The 17,780-nt window shown below is 62.5% G+C and carries 14 protein-coding genes; 7 read left to right on the top strand and 7 right to left on the bottom strand.

From position 1 onward, the window contains the following. Positions 1–29 precede the first annotated feature (29 nt). Complete coding sequence (locus KU306_RS07390; RefSeq protein ID WP_258303302.1) at positions 30–1,724, top strand: methyl-accepting chemotaxis protein; 1,695 nt, start codon at positions 30–32, stop codon at positions 1,722–1,724. 811 nt (positions 1,725–2,535) lie between these two features. On the opposite strand, the gene ubaA is transcribed toward KU306_RS07390, so the two are convergent. Then, on the bottom strand, positions 2,536–3,348 hold the full coding sequence (gene ubaA / locus KU306_RS07395; RefSeq protein ID WP_258303303.1) for an SAMP-activating enzyme E1: 813 nt from the start codon (positions 3,346–3,348) through the stop codon (positions 2,536–2,538). Between the two features lie 126 nt (positions 3,349–3,474). On the opposite strand from ubaA, the gene KU306_RS07400 reads away from it, so the two are divergent. Together KU306_RS07400 and KU306_RS07405 are read left to right on the top strand one after the other, a co-directional pair. Next, positions 3,475–3,825 (top strand): rhodanese-like domain-containing protein, encoded by a 351-nt coding sequence (locus KU306_RS07400; RefSeq protein WP_007544886.1) that lies wholly within the window; start codon positions 3,475–3,477, stop codon positions 3,823–3,825. 39 nt (positions 3,826–3,864) lie between these two features. Continuing rightward, complete coding sequence (locus tag KU306_RS07405) at positions 3,865–4,440, top strand: hypothetical protein (RefSeq protein WP_007544887.1); 576 nt, start codon at positions 3,865–3,867, stop codon at positions 4,438–4,440. 29 nt (positions 4,441–4,469) lie between these two features. Here the strand turns inward: KU306_RS07405 and KU306_RS07410 are convergent, their stop codons facing one another. Next, positions 4,470–5,060 carry a 50S ribosomal protein L15e gene (locus KU306_RS07410; RefSeq protein WP_007544888.1) on the bottom strand — a complete coding sequence of 197 codons (591 nt, stop codon included), beginning with the start codon at positions 5,058–5,060 and terminating at the stop codon, positions 4,470–4,472. Between the two features lie 257 nt (positions 5,061–5,317). Between KU306_RS07410 and KU306_RS07415 the strand changes: the two genes are divergently transcribed. Both KU306_RS07415 and KU306_RS07420 read left to right on the top strand, forming a co-directional pair. Next, positions 5,318–6,196 (top strand): hypothetical protein, encoded by an 879-nt coding sequence (locus KU306_RS07415; protein ID WP_258303304.1) that lies wholly within the window; start codon positions 5,318–5,320, stop codon positions 6,194–6,196. Positions 6,197–6,270: 74 nt separating this feature from the next. Beyond that, positions 6,271–7,086 (top strand): alpha/beta hydrolase, encoded by an 816-nt coding sequence (locus tag KU306_RS07420; RefSeq protein ID WP_007544890.1) that lies wholly within the window; start codon positions 6,271–6,273, stop codon positions 7,084–7,086. Positions 7,087–7,121: 35 nt separating this feature from the next. Here the strand turns inward: KU306_RS07420 and KU306_RS07425 are convergent, their stop codons facing one another. Further along, on the bottom strand, positions 7,122–9,278 hold the full coding sequence (locus KU306_RS07425) for an alpha-amylase family glycosyl hydrolase (protein ID WP_258303305.1): 2,157 nt from the start codon (positions 9,276–9,278) through the stop codon (positions 7,122–7,124). A gap of 339 nt (positions 9,279–9,617) precedes the next feature. Here KU306_RS07425 and KU306_RS07430 point away from each other — a divergent pair, with 339 nt between their 5' ends. Continuing rightward, complete coding sequence (locus KU306_RS07430) at positions 9,618–10,487, top strand: DUF7351 domain-containing protein (protein WP_258303306.1); 870 nt, start codon at positions 9,618–9,620, stop codon at positions 10,485–10,487. A 47-nt stretch (positions 10,488–10,534) separates the two neighbouring features. Here KU306_RS07430 and KU306_RS07435 read toward each other — a convergent pair whose 3' ends face one another. The 4 genes from KU306_RS07435 to KU306_RS07450 all read right to left on the bottom strand — a co-directional run bounded on the left by KU306_RS07435 (position 10,535) and on the right by KU306_RS07450 (position 16,286). Then, positions 10,535–12,676, bottom strand: a complete 2,142-nt coding sequence (locus KU306_RS07435; RefSeq protein WP_258303307.1) for an alpha-amylase family glycosyl hydrolase — start codon at positions 12,674–12,676, stop codon at positions 10,535–10,537. A 131-nt stretch (positions 12,677–12,807) separates the two neighbouring features. Further along, positions 12,808–13,956: a sugar ABC transporter permease gene (locus tag KU306_RS07440; protein WP_007544894.1), complete on the bottom strand. Its 1,149-nt coding sequence runs from the start codon at positions 13,954–13,956 to the stop codon at positions 12,808–12,810. After that, positions 13,953–14,972: a carbohydrate ABC transporter permease gene (locus tag KU306_RS07445; RefSeq protein WP_007544896.1), complete on the bottom strand. Its 1,020-nt coding sequence runs from the start codon at positions 14,970–14,972 to the stop codon at positions 13,953–13,955. Before KU306_RS07445 ends, KU306_RS07440 begins: the two co-directional genes overlap by 4 nt. A gap of 12 nt (positions 14,973–14,984) precedes the next feature. Continuing rightward, positions 14,985–16,286, bottom strand: coding sequence for a substrate-binding domain-containing protein (locus tag KU306_RS07450; protein ID WP_258303308.1), 1,302 nt, complete (start codon positions 16,284–16,286; stop codon positions 14,985–14,987). Between the two features lie 291 nt (positions 16,287–16,577). Here KU306_RS07450 and KU306_RS07455 point away from each other — a divergent pair, with 291 nt between their 5' ends. Further along, on the top strand, positions 16,578–17,720 hold the full coding sequence (locus KU306_RS07455) for an ABC transporter ATP-binding protein (protein WP_007544900.1): 1,143 nt from the start codon (positions 16,578–16,580) through the stop codon (positions 17,718–17,720). Positions 17,721–17,780: the final 60 nt, after the last annotated feature.

The raw sequence follows: 17,780 nt of genomic DNA on the forward strand, positions 1-17,780 counted from the left end.
TATATTGGAAATGTTCGTGGAAGCAACATATGGGCCTGCTTTCGCGAATTGCGGCGCTGGTCCCTAGGGTTGGGACTCAGACGCGTGCTGACGGTGGCGCACAGTTGGCGGTGGGAGATACGGTGACTCCCGCCGCAGAGCAGATGCAACTCGGCGGCTTGCTCAACGGGGTCGGGACACCGGTGTTCATGCTCGACGCGGACAACCGGGTCATCGCGTGGAACAAGCCGATTTCGGAGCTGACGGGTGTCTCTGCCGACGAGGCGCTCGGGTCCGAACACGTCAGTGAACTCTTCTACCCCGACGGCCGCCGAGCGAAGACGCTCGCAGACAAGATTATCGACGCGCCGCGAAACGCAGACGAAGCGTACGGTCTCACCTTCGCCGACGAGTCGCAGTACCTCTACCGAGATTCGAGTACGATGGTGGACCGAAACGGCGACGAGCGACACATCTCCTTTTCGGCGCGACCGCTGTTCGAGGGCGACGAACTCGTCGGCGTCATCGAGACGATTCACGACCGAACCGAGGAGGTAATCAAAGGCCAAGCGTCGCTCGCACTCGTCGACGAGGTGTCGACGACGATGCAGCGCATCACCGAGGGGGACCTCTCGGCGCGCGCGGAGTTCACGGACGAACACGACGTCCTCGACGACGAAGTTGTTCTCGTCCTCGACCACCTCAACGAGATGGCCGCGCGATTCGAACGACTGGCCTCCGACGTCGACGACACGACTGCCGACCTCGGGACGGCGATTCAGCGGGCGGCGACCGCCGCGACCGATATCGAGTCGCAGGTGACAGAACAGACCAAACTGCTCTCGAAGGGTGCCGAAGAGATGCAGGACCTCTCGGCCAGCATGGAAGAGATTGCAGCCACCTCCGACGAAGTCGCCTCGGCGGCGAATCAGGCGCAGGCGGCCGCCGAAAACGGACGCGAGGCCGGCCAGAGTATCCGAACCGCGACCGACCAAGTCATCGATATCTCGGACGAACTGCTCGACAGCGTCATGGAACTCCAAGAGCGGATGGGCGCAATCGAGGAGGTCGTCGAGGTCATCGCGGAAGTCGCCGACCGAACCAACCTGCTCGCGCTCAACGCGAACATCGAAGCGGCCCGCGCGGGTGAAGCGGGCGAAGGCTTCTCCGTCGTCGCCAACGAGGTCAAGCAACTCGCCAATCAGACCCACGAGCACACAGAGGAGATTGCCACCAGCATCGAAGAGATTCAAGAACAGGCCGACGAGACCGTGATGGCCTCCGAGCAGTCCCACGAGCAGATTCAAATCGCCTCCGGCGAAATCGGCGACGTCCTCGAATCCCTCGACGAGATTGCGAACGCGGCGGACACGGCCGCAAACGGCATCTCGGAGGTCGCCCGCGCGACCGACTCGCAGGCGACCAACATCGAGGAAGTCACGACGACGATTCAGCAGGCACAGGAACACGCCCGAACTGCCGAAGACGCCACCTCGAACATCACGGACGCGACGACGGACCAGACCATGGCACTCGACGTCCTCGCAGAGCGCGTCGACGAACTCGTCGGCGGCGACGCCGACGCGGTCGACGAAGTCGAGACGCTCGAATCGGAGGTCTCCGACCTCAGTTCGGCGGGTACCGACGGCGGTGCGACCGGTTCTTCGTCAGATAGCAGCGTTGCGAACGGTCAAAACGGGTCGGGCGAAGCCAGTTCGGACAGCACGTTCAACTTCGACCGGTAGGTGGACACAAGAGGGTTCGATATTTCCTCTCGACCGCTTTGCTACAGGTTACTGCGTGTGTTTTCGAATCGTTGGCTCTGGTACGTCGACTGCGACCGTTTCGTCTGAACCACGGTGTACAGAAATCTCGAAAGAGGCCTCAAACTCCGCAGCCTGGTCTTCCCAGCTCACCACCTGCTCGTCAGTGAACGTCCACGTACCGGCGGGAAGACACGAGTCAGTCGCCCAGTTCAACAGCGTATACTCGTGACTGACGGTTTCTCCCGGTGAAACCTGTGTATGGAGTGAGGTCTGTTTTCGGAGTGTCCCGTCGTATGTGGCCGTCCAACAGCCATTGGTTCGTGATTGTGGGATGAGTGGAACGTCGAGGACGTTTCCGTCCCCATCTGTCGGTGTTATCCAGTCCCGTTCATCGGGAATGAGGAGTAGTCGTTCATCTCCGTCCTGCTGTTCGCCACGAATCGATGAAAACGGAAGAATCGGACCTCCAGATAGCGATAGCTCCGACTCGCTCGTGTTCGTGAATGCGAGGCGGAATCGAGCGGGATGCTCCGCAGTCGCTTGTTGCAGAACGGTGGCAGTAAACTCGAAAGCGTCTGTCGTTACCTTGGGGAGGGGACTCCCGGATTGGAGCGTCTGTCGTCGGTGACCTCGCTTCAGGCGACGGTGAGTTGGATTGCTGGGCATCGAATTGCGTACAACCGGCAACTGTTCCGAGTAGTGTTGCGCCGATTGTTTGGAGGGCCGTTCGGCGTCGCATCGTCTAGCATCTAACTGTCAATAATCTATGAATGTTGTGGGTTGGCTGCCCTCACTCCAGTGAAATCGCACAGCCCTCGACGTACTCGATATCAGCGATAGAGTCCAGTCCTCCCTCGCCGCAGACCGGACACTCGGGGTTCTTTCGATACGGCACCGTCTCGAAGGTCATGTCCATCGCGTCGTAGAACAGCAACCGACCATCGAGCGACTCGCCCGCGTCGAGAAGCAACTTCACGGCCTCGGTCGCCTGAATACACCCGACTGTTCCGGGGAGCACGCCGATAACGCCGGTCGTCGCGCAATCGGGGACTGTCCCCGGTTCGGGCGCTTCGGGGAACAGACACCGATAGCAGGGCCCGTCGGGACGGAGCGTCGTCGCCTGTCCCTCGAACTTGTAGATAGCGCCGTGGACGAGCGGAATTCCCTCGAATCGGCACACGTCGTTCAGGAGATAGCGCGTCGGGAAGTTGTCGGAGGCGTCGACGACCACGTCCGCGTCCGCGACGATTTCGTGGACGTTCGATTTGTCCACACGCGCTTCGAGTGGTTCGACGCTCACGTCCGGGTTGAGGCCGCGGACGAATTCGGCGGCGCTCTGGGCTTTCGGTTCGCCCACGTCCTCGTCGTGGTGGATGACCTGTCGTTGGAGGTTGCTTCGCTCGACCACGTCGTCGTCGACGACCACCAACTCACCCACGCCGACGGCGGCGAGATACTCGATAGCCGGTGACCCGAGCCCACCCGCCCCGACGACGACGACCCGCGCCGACAGGAGCCGCTCCTGTCCCTCCGGGCCGACCTCGTCCATGATGATGTGACGAGAGTAGCGTTCGAGTTGCGTGGCGTCGAGTGAGAGTGTCATAGGCCGACGTTGGCGGTCACACCGAATAAACCCGCGGCACCGCGTTGGGGTCGCGCTCGCGTGCGTCTGGTGTTTCTCGTTCGCCGGAAGCGACGTACATTTCCCGCTTCGGTCGGACTGCCTCGTATGGTCGCAGAGACGACCCCCGACGAACTCCGCGAGCGACTGGCCGACGACGACCCGCTGGCCGTCGTCGATATTCGAGACCCCTCTTCGTTCGCCTCGGGGCACATCCCCGGGTCGGAGAACCTCCCGGCGGCGACGCTCGGCCCCGAGGTGTTCGACCGCGAGTGGCCCGACGAAGTCGTCGTCTCCTGCTACGTCGGCAAGAGTTCCAAGCGCGTCGCGTCCGTCCTCGACGAGAACGTCGAGGCCGACGTGAGCAGCCTCCGCGGCGGCTTTGACGGCTGGGACGGCGAAGTCGAACAGGGAACTGAAGACAGCGAAGCGGACCTCGGCCCGTCGGCACCGTTCTGAGCACCTACGTTTTTCTGACAGTGAATTGATGTTCTAGGTATGGCTCTCCCGACTGGACTGCTCCCGGTCTTCGTCTTCGTCGTAACTGCTGGTGTCGCGACGCTCGTGACGCTCGGCGCGTACCTCTCGTGGCGTCGTGGGTCGCGGTCGTTCAGCGCCGGTCTTCGACGCTCACTTTTGGGCGTGAGCCTGCTGTACCTCGTCGGAACGGCGGTCGTCTGGGCGGTCGCGGGCGGTGGCTCGCTGTGGGGCGTGGCGGCCGCACTCGTCGCCTCGGGCGTCGCCGCATTCGTCGTGCTGTGGACGGCTCCGCTCTTCCTCGGCCAGTCCCTCGTTCGTCGCCTGCGGGGTGTCGATTCGGAGACGGCGTTGCGGCAGGTGACGTACGGGTGGCCGGTTGCGATGCTGGTCGTGTTCGGACTCTTCGTCGCACCCGGTGGGCCGACAGATGGCCATCTGCTTCACCTCGACGGCGCGACGACCTGTCTCGCCGGATTCTGTGGACTCAGCGTCCTCCTTCTCGTAGCCGTCGCTCTCGAACTCGTCGTCGCTGTCGTGGGGCCTGGCCTCGTCGGTCTCGTACTCACGAGTCAGCAGTCGCTCAGCAGTCGATAAACGAGAGAATTTGTTGCGGTGCGCGGGCGTTACTTACCGCGGCCGCGGCTCGCACCGATGGAGGGACGGACGTGTTCCGTACCCTTACCACGGTTCTGGAGGCCGCGGTTCTTCTTGCCCGCGTTGGTGAGACCGCGGAAGGCGCGGCCGTCGTGGGCGTCGTCGCAGATCCAGTTGAGTTCGTCGTCGTTCTGGATGGCCGGGTGCTCGGGGTCGACGAGGATGACTTCCTGCCACTTCTGGGAGCCGTCCTGACCGACGCCGTAGGAGTTCAGCACACGCATGTTCGGGTACTTGCGCGAGGCGCGTTCCTCCGCGATGCGCGGGATGGACTTGCGGCGACCGATGCGGTTGACACCCTGGCGCTTCGTACGGCGGCCAGCCTTGTGTCGCTGCTTGCGCGCGCCACCCTTGCGGACGGAGACGCGGACCATGACGATGCCCTGCTTAGCCTTGTAGCCGAGTTCACGCGCCTTGTCGAGGCGGGTGGGACGCTCGATGCGCTCGATAGCACCCTGCTCGCGCCACTCCTGTTTTCGCTGCCACTGGAGTTCGGCCAGTTTGCCTTCCTTCGGGGTCTTCCACGCTTCCTTGATGTGGGAATAGAAGCTTCGTGCCATTGTATATCACCGCGGGCGCTTGCGATTCAGTCGAATGAGGGACCATCCCTCGATGACCACATTTCGTCCCGTACGTGACGGGTGCCCTCTGGCGTGCCCGCATGCCAGCGAGTTGGCGGAACTACCAACAGGGGAGGGTTAAGAACTTCGGATTGAGAGCTGGCGTGTAACGCGTACACACGGAAGTCCACGCGGGAGAAACTCCGTCGATTACGTGTCAACATAGTATAAGAACGTTGCGAGGAAACGTGCTGAATATGCCGTCCTCAGATGTCCCCTCCACGAAGAAACAGGCGCGTGTGACCGCCCTCCAGTGGGGATTGGTGCAGGCGTTTTTGCTGGATACGTTCGCTCGGTTGCTCCGAAATCACCACCGAGCGACGACTGAGGCGTTTTTCCCACCCGATTGGGTAACGTCGATTCAGTTCGCAACACCACTCGCCCTCGTCGTCGGCGGAATCGGTGGCTACCGCTGGGTGACCAACAGAAACGCGGCGACTTCGGCGTCGGCATACCGCAATCGTGTCGTGTTCGTCGGGTCGCTCGTTGCCGGGTGGACCCTCGCAATCGTTCCGACGATGGCGTTCCAATCGATACTCGGAGGACGACTGTACACCGTTCCGTTCTTCGTCCTTCCGACCCTCACTGCAATTGCGGTCTTCGTGGGTTCGTACGTGCTGGCCTACCGGGTCGATACAGAGTGGTATCGTCAGAACCGAGGGCGGCTACTGGGTGCAGTAGCGGGTGCTGTTGCTGGGTTCTTTCTCGGAATGGCGGGCTTCGTCGCGTACGGCGAGTACCTGATTGCGACTCGAACCAGCGTTAGTCTTGATGGCGGGGCCGGAATCACTGTGGTCGCCTGTCTCGGCGCGGTTGGCGGGTACGTGCTAACTGAGAGGGGCGGTACTGGTGACCGGGCGGTAGAATTTCTCGTCATCTTTCTGCCGTCGGTGTTCGTTCTCACTCTTTTGATGGGTCTCAGTTCGGTCGCTCTCGCCGTCGCCGGTATCTCAGTACCCAGCTTCAACTCGTCGCTCATCACACTCTTCGTACCGATTGTCCTCTCGCTTGGGTTGGCGAGCTATCTGGCGTACGGTGCCAAAACAGCAGTGTACCAACGGTTCGTTGGTGGCTAGTCACTCCCTGAACGGTTTGGTGGGGAGAAAGCTCAAACAGATGACTTTTCATCCCGCTTTCGAATCTGTGGACCATGCTCACCGACATCGACTGGCGGCCGTACGACCTCGACGACGAGGACCCCGTCGACGGCGACGTCCGCATCTCCGACGAACTCTCGTCGGAGTATCTCGATTTCGAGCGCCATCTGCTCGTCTATCTCCCACCCGATTACGACGAGTCGAACAGGCGATACCCGGTGTGCTACATGCACGACGGCCAGAACGTCTTCGACGAGGCGACCAGCTACTCCGGGTCGTGGGACATCCATCAGGCGATGGACGAACTGCACGACGAGGGCCTCGACGCAATCGTGGTCGGCGTCCCGAACGCGGGCGACGACCGGACGGTCGAGTACACGCCCCACCCGCACCCGGAGTTCGGTGGCGGCGGTGCCGATAGCTACCTGCAGTTCCTCTTCGAGGAGGTAAAGCCGCTCGTCGACGAGACGTTTCGGACGCGACCCGAGAAAGAAGCGACCGGACTGCTCGGGTCTTCGCTCGGCGGTCTCATCAGCCTCTACGCGTTGTTCGAGTACCCCCAGAAGGTGGGTTTCCTCGGGGCGATGAGCCCCGCGTTCTGGTGGTCCGGCGAGGAAATATTCGAGTACGTCGAAGCCCAACCGTTCACTCCCGCTCGCATCTACGTCGACGTGGGCGACACCGAATCCATGGACGACCCCGACCGCTGTGAGTTGTACATCGACGACGCTGCGCGCATGGTCGAGTTACTGCGCGAGAAAGGATACGACGACGTCGAATTCCTCGTCGACGAAGGCGGCGTCCACCGAGAACACGCGTGGGCGCGCCGGTTCCCCGGTGCGATGCGGTTCCTCTTGGACGACGACTGATTCCCTCCTCTGTTCCGGTTCGCCTAGTGCTTATTTTACTCCCGCAAGACGACCACGTCGGCGACCTCGACGCAGGTCCCTTTCGCCGTCTCAGCACTAGAGTTGGCCGCCACATCGACCCCACTAAGGAGGTCTTCGGTCTCACAGTCCGCCTCCAGCGACACCGTCGCAGGCGACGAATCGAAGTTCAGCACGACAAGCAACGACTCGTCTTCGCCCGCGCGGCGGTAGGCGACGACCGAGTCGGCGTCGCCCGATTCGACCTCGACGCTCGCTTTCGACACGCGGTCGGAACGAAGCGCGGGGTGTTCGTTTCGGAGGGCGACGAGTCGCCGGTGGAAGTCGGTCAGGTCGGCGTCGCCGTCGTGCCAGCGCATCGTGCCGCGCTGTTCCGGGACGCCGCGTTCTTGCCCGTAGTAAATCATGGGCACGCCGGGAAGGGTGAACGTCGCCGCCGCGGCAGGACGGAGGGTCCCGTCCTCGCACTCGGTCGCATAGCGCGTCTCGTCGTGATTTTCGACGTAGCGCATGTGGACTGCTTCGTCCGGGAAGCCGTGGTGGTCGGCCTCGACGAGCGCGTCGAATAGCGCAGACGCCGGGGCGTCGCCGGTCCCGATGTCGCGGAGCGTGTCGTACAGGTCGGTGTCGTAGTGGTAGTCGAACTCGTTTTCCCGGAACTGAACGTCCCGCGGGACCGTCTCGTCGAGGAGGAGGAAGTCGTCGTTTTCGGCCTTCAGGCGCTCTCGAACTTCCTTCCAGAAACCGTGGGGGACGCCCCACGCCACGTCGCATCGGAAGCCATCGACCACGTCGACCCACTCGTCGATGACGTCGAGCATCCACGCTCGCACGTCCAGCGAGTCGTAGTTGAGATTGGGAATCCGCGCCCAGTTGAAGTACATGCCGGGCGCGTCGTCGCCCGCCCAGTCGATGCCCGACGCGTCCTGTTCGGCCGGGACGCGTTCGTAGTAGTCCTCGTATTCGGCGACGCCCGCTCGGTGGAGTTGGAACGCCGGATGGTCCCGAGAGGTGTGGTTGATGACGAGGTCGAAGATGACCGTGATTCCCGCTTCGTGGAGCGTGTCGACGAGCGATTCGAACTCCTCTCGCGTGCCGAGGTCTGTCGCGGTGTCGAAGAAGTCGGTGATGTGGTAGCCGTGGCGGGTCGGACTCTCGCAGACGGGCGTGAACCACACCACGTCCACGCCGAGCGATTCGATGTACGGAACGCGGCGCTTGATTTCGGTGAACGTCGTCTCGACGGTTTCACCGGCGAACTCGCGGACGAATATCTGGTACATCGTCGCGTCGTCCAGCCACTCGGGCGCGTCGGCGGGGTTCGAGAAGCCGACCGCCTCTCCGTCGGCACGGATTTCGAGCGTGTCGGCGATACTCGCCCGTTCGATGGTCTCGCCGTCCTCGTCGGGGTGCGGCTCCTCGCTCACGGCGACAGCGTGAACCCGCGAGAGAGTCGGAAGGGCCTCGCGGCCGACGACCACGCGGTTACCGTTGATTTCGACTGCCGATTCGTCGAGGTCGTCGCGGTCGTCGAAGTAGAACTCGACTGTCGGTTCTCTCCCGTCGGGTGCCGGTCGCGCCTCTGCCTCGACGACGACTTCGTCGCCCTCGACGCGGCCATCGAGTCGGATGTTCGGTCGGCCCGCCCCCTCGATAGTCACCTCGGCCGTCGCGTACGGGTCGAACTCGTCGTCGAACGCGAAAAGCGCGTCGTGGTCACCCGGCGGGAGGCGAACGTCCACGCTCCACTCGTCGCCGTCGCGCTCGACCCGGTCTGCGCCCAGCGTGAAGTCGTTGAACGGCCCGATGAGGGACGCCGATTCGAGTGCGTCGATATCGAAGTCGCTGGCACCCACTTCGGCCTCGTCGTCCGACCCCTCGGCGTTCTGTTCGACCTCGTCGGCCGTGATGGAGAACCGTGCTGGCTGGCGCGGGTCGGGGAAGACGCGGACGGTCACACGGTGAGTCCCGTCGGGGGCGTCGAGTTCGGCGACGTAGACGCCCGGCACGTCCGAATCGAGGTTGACCACGGGGTCGTCCGAGAGCGTCGCACTCGACTCCTCGGGCGCGTCGGTGAGAGTCCACCGAAAGGTCGCATCTGGGTCGGGGTTTCGCGGTGCGAGTTCGACTGGTTCGCCGACAGTGGTGAACCGCGGCGGTCCGGGGTGATGCATTACCTATTCGGGCGCAACACTGCTCATTAAACCTATTCTGAAGGTTTCTTCTGTTACCGAGATGTGGTTTCGGCAAGCGTCTGTGTTGTGACCGCACCGCGACTGCGACGAGCGAGAAATCGCCAGCCAGCGCGGCGGTGTGGCTGTCGTCGTTTCTGGGTGTCGCTGCCGCGGTGCCTTGGGTGGCGGTCGTGGTGTTCGGGAGTTGCTGCCGCGGTGTCTTGGATGGCAGTCGTGGTGTCCGGGAGTCGCTGCCGCGGTGTTCCGGGTGTGAAGATTTCTTCAGTTCGCACTCGCCGAGCGGAAGATGTTTTCGCGTCCGCGCCCGCGTGAGGAGTAATGGCTGACGAGGACTCACTCACCGTCGACGTCGAGCAGGCGGCCGACGCAATCGGCGCGCTCGCGGACACCGACCGAATCGCCATCCTCGTCGCCCTCAGAAACGGCGGCCGACAGTCGTTCGTCGAACTCCAGTCGGCGGCGGGGTTCGAAGACAGCGGCCGGTTCAACTACCACCTCGGCAAGCTCGTCGGGCGATTCGTCGCCAAGCACGAGGACGGCTACGAACTCCGTGCGGCAGGGTCGAAAGCGGTCGATATCGTCACCGACGAACGCTTCGGCGAGTCGCCACCGCCGGAAGAGCGCCCTATCGACGCGGCGTGCCCGTCCTGCGGAAACCAACTCCGAGCGCGATACGCCGACGAGAACGTCGAAATCGCCTGCCCAGACTGCTCGACGCTCGTCCACTACGGGTATTTCCCGCCGCGCGGGCGGACCACCCGCGACGCCGATTCGCTGTTCGACGCTTACGGGACCTGTCTCTGGCGGGATTTCACGCTCGCGTACCGAGGCGTCTGTCCGTACTGCCGCGGCCGGATGCGCACGCAGGTCGAAACCGAATCCGACCACCATCTCGACTATCCCGCGGTGAGCGACTGCCTCGACTGCGGTGCGTCCATAGCGACGACGATTGGCCTCCGCCTCTTGGCCGACCCCGCGGTCGTCTCGTTCCTCGCAGACCACGGAACCAGCCCCGACGACCGCCCGTTCTGGGAGTTCGACTTCTGTATCGACGACAGCGACGTGACGGTCGTCTCGGAGGACCCGCTTTCGGTGTCGGTTCCGATTCGGCAGGGCGACGAAACGCTTCGGGTCGTTGTGGACGAATCTGGGTCGGTCGTCGAGACGACGCGGTCGGTGCCGCGGTAGGCGGTTCGACGATTCAGTCGTCCGACTTCACTTCCACGTGCTGGTCTTTACTTCCACGTGCCAGTGTACTCGCCGGTCGAGTCCGTCGGCGTGGTGTACGTTCGGTTCGACCCCGACTCCCACGTGACGGTGCCGTCGTCGGCGATTTTGACGAACTTGAACTCGATGTCCGTCCCCGCGGGGAGGTTCACGTCGTAGTACCAGTTCGGGTACTCGTGGACGACCTGATTGAAGAACGGCCCCACTGCGCGGTCGGTGTCCCAGTTGCCCAGTTCGTGGACGTTGCCGACGACGTAGACGTTCTCGCCCATGTCTGTGGTCGCGTCGTTGACGACGAACCGGGCCGAGATTTGGTCGCCCGAGAGGACTTCGTAGCCCGAGAACGCGTCGCTCTGGACGCCGTTCGCGTCGGTGACGGTGATGTCGTAGTAGCCGCCTGCGACGGCGGGGACGGTCGCTTCGATTTCGGTGTCCGACCACGAGACGATGGATGCTGCGGTTGAGCCGAATTCGACTGTCCCCTCGGTGTCGCCGAAGCCCTCGCCGCTGAGGACGACCGTGTGGCCGGGTTGTCCCATCGTCGGCCCGACGTGGCCGAGTGCCGGTTCGGTCGTGGTTCCGGTGTACTCCCAGACGCAGACGGTCTGCGGGCCGAACGAGAAGGTGTCGATAGAGCCGTCGGCGTTGACGGTCGTCGAGAACCCATCGAGGGTGCCGCCGAGCACGTCGTCGTAGGTCCCCTCAGGAAGCGACGTCACGAGACCGGAGACGTCGTACCAGTCGAGACTGCGGTTGATGGCGACGAGGACGACGTTGTCACCGAACTCGCGCTCGTAGATGAATACGTCCGAGTTTATCCACCGCTCTTGGGTGTCACCGTAGGCGAGTGCCGGATTCGACGAGCGCAGCGCGGTGAGTTCCTGAATCACCTCGTAGGCGGTCGTCGTCGTGTCGAACGACGGCATGGGCTTGCGGTTGTCGGGGTCGTTGCCACCGGTGAGGTACTGTTCTGTCCCGTAGTACACGGTGGGCGTCCCGCGCGAGGTCAACAGGACCGCGAGCGCCATGTCGGTGTTTCGTGTGTCGCCGCCTTCGACGGTAAACCGCGGCATGTCGTGGTTGTCGATGAAGGGAACCTGGTCGATGACCTGGTCGTGTTCCGCCGCGGTCTCGTCGAGCATGGCTTTGAACCCGTGCCAGTCGTCGGTGAAGTCGCGGAGGACCTGCCGAATCTCCTGTCCGAATCGGAAATCGAGGAGGCTCATGCCGCTGTCGTTCGAGAACTCGTAGTACCGCGGATTCGACTGGTCCGCGCCGAGGAACCACTCGCCGAAGGTAAACACCGGTTTGTGGTCATAGATGGTATCGACGAGCGTCTTTTGCCACTTCGGCGGCATGTGTGCCACCGCGTCGACGCGGATGCCGTCGATGCCCGTATCCAGCCACTGCTCGATGGCGTCTTTCAGGTACTGGTCGATGTACGCCTCGTGTTGGTCGAAGTCGGCGAGGTTGTACAGATTGCGGTAAATCTGCCCCTCGTAGCTCGAATAGTCGGTGCCGCCGTTGTGGTGGAAGTAGCTCTCGGGGTCGTCGTTGTAGGCGGCGACGTAGCTTCCGTTGTCGTAGAGGACGCCGTCTTCGAGTTCGTCGTCGGCGGTCGATGGCGACGTGTGGTTCGGCACGAAGTCGATGACGACTTTGATGCCGTTTTGGTGGGCGACGCTGACGAGCTGTTCGAACGTCTCCATGTCGCCGAAGAACTGGTTCGCGTCGGTGAAATCGCGCGCCCAGTAGCCGTGATACGAGGTTCCGATGTCTGAATCGACCGCGGTGATGTTCTCGAACGGCGGTGAAATCCAGATGGCCGACACCCCGAGGTCGGTCAGATAGCCGCTTTGAATCTTATCGATGATGCCCTGCCAGTCGCCGCCGCAGTACTTCCGGAGGTTCGAACAGGAGTCGCTTCCGAGTTCGCCAGTCGGATTGTTGTCGGAGTTCCCGTCGTGGAATCGGTCGGAGATAATCTGGTAGATGACGTCGTCTGCGAAGTTCACCGCGTGGCCGGGCGGCGTCGCCGCAGACGCCTGTGAGACGAATGCGAGGTCGTCGCCTCCAGTGCCGGTGCTTCCGGCGATACCGATTGCACTCAATCCGAGCCCTTTCAGGAACGTTCGCCTGTCGAATGGCATAATTCGTGAATGAGTATCTCATAACAAATAGTTATCTTCTAGTTCTAGATAAATTGGTTTAAGATAGAAATGAGATATTTCTATTGCTACTTAAACAAATATAAAGAGAGCACCACCGGGGGCGTTCCGGCTTAACCTTCGACGCCGCCGAACGACAGCCCACCTTCGATGTACCGCTGTGCGAAGAGGTACACGAGCATGATGGGAGAGGCGAACGTGAGGGCGAACGCCGAGAAGCGCGCCCACGGGATGGAGTACTCGCTGATGAGCGAGTACAGCCCGACTGGGAGGGTGTAGTTCTCGGTCCCGAGGAGCGTCTGTGCGACGACGAACTCCGTCCATCCGGTGAGGAACGTGAAGATGAACACCGTCGCCAGTCCCGCCGTCGAAAGCGGGAGGATAATCTCGATCACGACGCGCCACGGTGGTGCGCCGTCGACGAGCGCGGCCTCCTCGTAGGAGACCGGAATCCCGTCCATGTAGGTCTTCAAGAGCCACGTGTTGAACGGGACTGCCGTCGCCGCGTAGTACACCGCCAACGCGAGCTTGCTGTCGTTGATGCCGAGTTGGACGTACACCGTGTACAGCCCGATGAGCAGCGCGATTCCGAGTCCACCGCCGACCTGCGTCAACAGGACGTAGATGAACAGAATCTTCCGGCGGAAGATGAACTCGCGGCGCGACAGCGCGTAGGCCGCCGGGACGATGAGAATCATCGCGATGATGACCGTCGGAATCGCCACCGTCAGGCTGTTCCAGAAGAACGACTTGAACGACGACGGATTCTCGATGGGTTCGACGCCGAAGCCGGGGAACAACTCGACGGACCCGAACGCGATTCGCCCGATAGTGCCGGGTTGTAAGGCGCTCACGTCGAGGAACGCGAGTTGCGGCGTGCTCAACACGATGGCCGAGTTCGTCGCCGGGATGTTGAACGAGATGTCGTATCCGGGGACGATGAGGTCGCCGACGACCCAGAGGAACGGCACCAGAGACGGCGCTTCCGGGAAGAGCTTCAGCCCGCTCGACGAGTATATCGACCCGCCCGTCCCCGACAGTCCGGCGATGAGAATCCAGTAAATCGGGAACAAGAGCAGACAGACCAGCACCAACGCGCCGAGCGTCGCACCGGCCGTCTTCAGTGGCTCTACCGGCGAGATGTCGCCGCGTCTGACCGATTCAGCGGTGTACCGCACGTCTTGTGCCGCTTCCACCGGGGCCTTCGCCACGTTCGTGGCGTCTTCTTTTACCTTCTTGCCGACCGTCTCGAGGAGGCTCATGCGTCGTTCACCCCGTCGGCGAGTCGGCCGCGCTTGACGTTCAGCCACATGAACGCGCCGATGAACATGAGGGCGATGATGCTAATCGCCGCACCACGCCCGTACTCGGCGAACGAGAGGGCTTCGCGGTAGCCGTAGACGACGATGAGTTCGTTCTGGCGTGCCGGACCGCCTTCGTTGAACACGAAGGGGATGAGGAACTGCTGGAACGACGCCGCCGCGGTCAGGATGGACGCGAAGAACACGGGCCGCTTGATAGACGGCAGCGTGACGTGGAAGAACCGCGAGAGGTACCCCGCGCCATCGACGATTGCCGCCTCGTGGAGTTCGTCGGGAACGTCCTGGAGGGCGCTCACCGTGATGATGACCATGAACGGGTAGGCGAGCCACATCTCGGTGACGTTGTAGGCGGCGAACGCCAGCCAGCGCTCGCTGAGCCACGAGACGGTGTCGAAACCGAACATCCCGAGAATCTGGTTCGCCAGTCCGAACTCCGCGGAACTGAAGATACCGCGCCAGACGGTGATGGTAAAGATGGACGGCAGCCCCATCGGGAGGATGATAAGCGAGCGCATGAGGCGCTTGCCACGGACGCGCTCGCTGGTCACGACGAGGGCGAGCGCGAGGCTGAAGGCAATCTTCAACGTGACGCTCGTGGCGACGAACAGCCAGGTGACTCCGAAGGAGTTCCAGAACTGCCCGTTGATTGGGAGCGTCACGATGGTGCGGTCGAACAGGACGATACTGAACGTCCCGCCGAACAACACGTCAGCGTAGTTCTCGATGCCGATGAACGTCGCCTCGCCGAACGTCAGGACAGAAAACGCGCCATCGCCAGCGAACAGGTTCGCCGGGGCCGCATCGGTAAACGAGATACCGATGAGGTAGACGACCGGAAACAGCATGAACGCCGAAAAGACGAACAGTCCCGGCAGGACGAACAGGAGCGAAGCGTCTCGCTTGTCGAGAAACGGAATGTCCTCGACGCGGCGGGCAACACGTGATGCGGTGCTCATTGGCTTAGGTCGTTATTCGAGGTTGCTGCGAATCTCTGCGTCGGCAGTCTCCATCGCCTTCTTCACGTCTTTGCCGTTGAAGGCCTTCGTGAGCGCGGCCTTGACCGGGTCCCACACCTTGCCCATGTCCGGGTGAGTCGGCATCGGCTGGCCCTGTTGGACGGCCTCGGAGAAGCCCTGCACGTTCTCCGGCAGGTCGCCACTCTCGACGAGGCTTTTGAGGACCGGAATGCTGCCCTGTTCTTCAGCGGACTTCAGCGCGAGGTCCTCGTTGGTCGCGTACCACTCGATGAACGAGCGGCCGGCGGCGGCGTCGGCACCGCCTTCCTCCATCGCCTTGGCGAAGTACCACATCGTGATGCCCGTAAACGGCTTCGGCGAGCCGCCTTCGGGGGTGGGGAGCTTGGTCACGCCGTAGTTGACGCCCTTGTCGTTGAGCGTCGAGAGGTACCACGGGCCGTTGATTGCGAACGCGGCGTTGCCTTCTGCGAACGCGGCCGCCTGCGGCTCGTAGGCCGGGTCGTTCGGCATGTACGGGACGAAGTTGTCGACGGTGAACTGGACGCCCTCGATAGTCTCGGGGAGTGCCACGCCGATGCGCTCGTCCGCCGAGTCGTCGAAGTAGTAGCCGCCGAAGGCGTGCGCCCACGCGCTGAGGAAGTAGCCGTCAGCGTAGGGCATGCCCAGACCGTACTGGTTGTTGTCCGGGTCGTGGTACTCTTCCATCACGGAGACCATGTCGGCCACCGTCTCTGGCGGTTCGTCGACGATGTCCTTGTTGTAGACGAGCGCCACGGTCTCGGCGTCGTGCGGGAGACCGACGAGGTTGCCGTTGAACTGGATTGCCTCGCGGGCCGCACTCGTGAACACGTCGAGGTCGACGTCGACTTGGTCGCTCTGGTCGACGACGAACCCGCGCTGGTAGTAATCGCCGGCCCAGTCGTGCGCCCACTCGAACGACTGCGGACCCTGACCTGCGGGAATCGCACTCGTCGTCTTCTTGCGCATGTCGGAGATGTCGGAGCCTTTGATGGTGTGCTTCGACTCTTCGTTGAACAGTTCGAGCGCCGACTTGCGACCGGGAATCTCCGGCTCGGGAAGCGAGTACCAGACCGAGGCCGTTCCGGCTTCGACCGTCTCGTCCGCACTGCTTTCTGTGGTCTCGTCGCTCGAACTCCCGGAGTTTCCGGAGCTACCGGAGTCGCCGCCAGACTCGCCGGAGGAGCTCTCTTGGACGCCAACGCAACCCGCGAGCGCAGCGGCAGAGCCAGCCACGCCGAGGTTCTTCAGTAGGGTTCTGCGATTCAGTGCCATGGTGTGAATAGATGATGAATAAGTAGTTCACATATTAAATCATTCGAATACACCACAAACTTTCATTCTCGATTTCACGCGACAGTCGTGCTTCCCGCTCGCGGCACGACCGGCTCGCGGAGACAAATAAGGTGCCAGAAGTGCGTCTTGGTCCCCGGACAGGGACGGACTCTCTCATTCAGACGCGTCTCACGGTCTCTCGCCCCAGTATAAAACTACTACGAAATTGTGCTTCACACATTCGAAAAAGAGGGGAAGAACTATACTGTGGCACACCGAGCCATGGATATAATGGCAACAATCACGCTCGAAACGCTCCGGAAGGAGTACGACAGGGGCCGCGTCGTCGCCGTCGATGACCTCTCGCTCGAGGTGGACGACGGCGAGTTCATCACCGTCGTCGGACCGTCGGGGTGTGGGAAGTCGACGACGCTTCGCATGGTCGCCGGTCTCGAATCGCCGTCCGACGGGACGATTCGCATCGGCGACGAGGACGTGACCGAACAGAGCGCCCGCACACGCGACGTGGCGATGGTGTTCCAGAACTACGCGCTGTACCCGCACAAGACCGTCATGCAGAACATGGCGTTCGGCCTGCGGATGAGCACCGACCTCTCGAAGGACGAACGCGAAGCGCGCGTCCGCGAGACGGCCAGCATGATGGGCATCGAAGACCTGCTCGACGACAAGCCGGACGAACTCTCCGGCGGGCAGAAACAGCGCGTCGCGCTCGGCCGCGCCATCGTGCGCGAACCCGACGTGTTCCTGTTCGACGAACCGCTCTCCAATTTGGACGCCAAACTCCGGACGACGATGCGCACCGAGATTCAGCGTCTCCAAAACGAGTTCGGCATCACCTCGCTGTACGTCACCCACGACCAGGAGGAGGCGATGACGATGGGCGACCGTATCGTCATCCTGAAAGACGGCAAACTCCAGCAAGTCGGCCGCCCGAAGGACGTCTACGAGAACCCCGCAAACGAGTTCGTCGGCGGATTCGTCGGCTCGCCCTCGATGAACTTCGTCGACGTGACGCTCGACCGCGAGGGCGATTCGACGGTCCTCGTCGCCGACGACGGCCCGTTCTCCTACGAACTGTCCGACGACTTCGCCGCCCACCTCCGCGACGAAATCAGTGAACCAGCTGTTCGCGTCGGGATTCGCCCCGAGGACATCACCACCACGACCACGACCGACGACTCGAAGGCTATCCGAACCACCGTCGAAGTCGTCGAACCAATCGGCTCCGACAACTACCTCCACCTCGACGTCGCGCCCGACTTCATCGCCCGCGTCGACTCCGGCGTCGAGCCGTCTGCCGGCGACTCGATTCGCGTCACGTTCGACGAGTCCGACCTCCACGTCTTCGACAAGCAGACCGGCGAATCGCTGCTCTACCGCGAGTCGAAGCAGACGGCCGCCCCCGTTCAGTAAGCACGGCTGGTCGCGGGGGACGCTGACTGAACTGATTCCGTCGAAAAACGACTTTTCTCT

The sequence above is a fragment of the Haloferax larsenii genome, from assembly GCF_024730625.1.
Lineage (GTDB): Archaea > Halobacteriota > Halobacteria > Halobacteriales > Haloferacaceae > Haloferax > Haloferax larsenii.

Coding starts and splice junctions, on each gene's coding strand:
- KU306_RS07390 (WP_258303302.1), top strand. CDS start 30: ATGGGCCTGCTTTCGCGAATTGCGGCGCTGGTCCCTAGGGTTGGGACT.
- ubaA (WP_258303303.1), bottom strand. CDS start 3,348: ATGACACTCTCACTCGACGCCACGCAACTCGAACGCTACTCTCGTCAC.
- KU306_RS07400 (WP_007544886.1), top strand. CDS start 3,475: ATGGTCGCAGAGACGACCCCCGACGAACTCCGCGAGCGACTGGCCGAC.
- KU306_RS07405 (WP_007544887.1), top strand. CDS start 3,865: ATGGCTCTCCCGACTGGACTGCTCCCGGTCTTCGTCTTCGTCGTAACT.
- KU306_RS07410 (WP_007544888.1), bottom strand. CDS start 5,060: ATGGCACGAAGCTTCTATTCCCACATCAAGGAAGCGTGGAAGACCCCG.
- KU306_RS07415 (WP_258303304.1), top strand. CDS start 5,318: ATGCCGTCCTCAGATGTCCCCTCCACGAAGAAACAGGCGCGTGTGACC.
- KU306_RS07420 (WP_007544890.1), top strand. CDS start 6,271: ATGCTCACCGACATCGACTGGCGGCCGTACGACCTCGACGACGAGGAC.
- KU306_RS07425 (WP_258303305.1), bottom strand. CDS start 9,278: ATGCATCACCCCGGACCGCCGCGGTTCACCACTGTCGGCGAACCAGTC.
- KU306_RS07430 (WP_258303306.1), top strand. CDS start 9,618: ATGGCTGACGAGGACTCACTCACCGTCGACGTCGAGCAGGCGGCCGAC.
- KU306_RS07435 (WP_258303307.1), bottom strand. CDS start 12,676: ATGCCATTCGACAGGCGAACGTTCCTGAAAGGGCTCGGATTGAGTGCA.
- KU306_RS07440 (WP_007544894.1), bottom strand. CDS start 13,956: ATGAGCCTCCTCGAGACGGTCGGCAAGAAGGTAAAAGAAGACGCCACG.
- KU306_RS07445 (WP_007544896.1), bottom strand. CDS start 14,972: ATGAGCACCGCATCACGTGTTGCCCGCCGCGTCGAGGACATTCCGTTT.
- KU306_RS07450 (WP_258303308.1), bottom strand. CDS start 16,286: ATGGCACTGAATCGCAGAACCCTACTGAAGAACCTCGGCGTGGCTGGC.
- KU306_RS07455 (WP_007544900.1), top strand. CDS start 16,578: ATGGCAACAATCACGCTCGAAACGCTCCGGAAGGAGTACGACAGGGGC.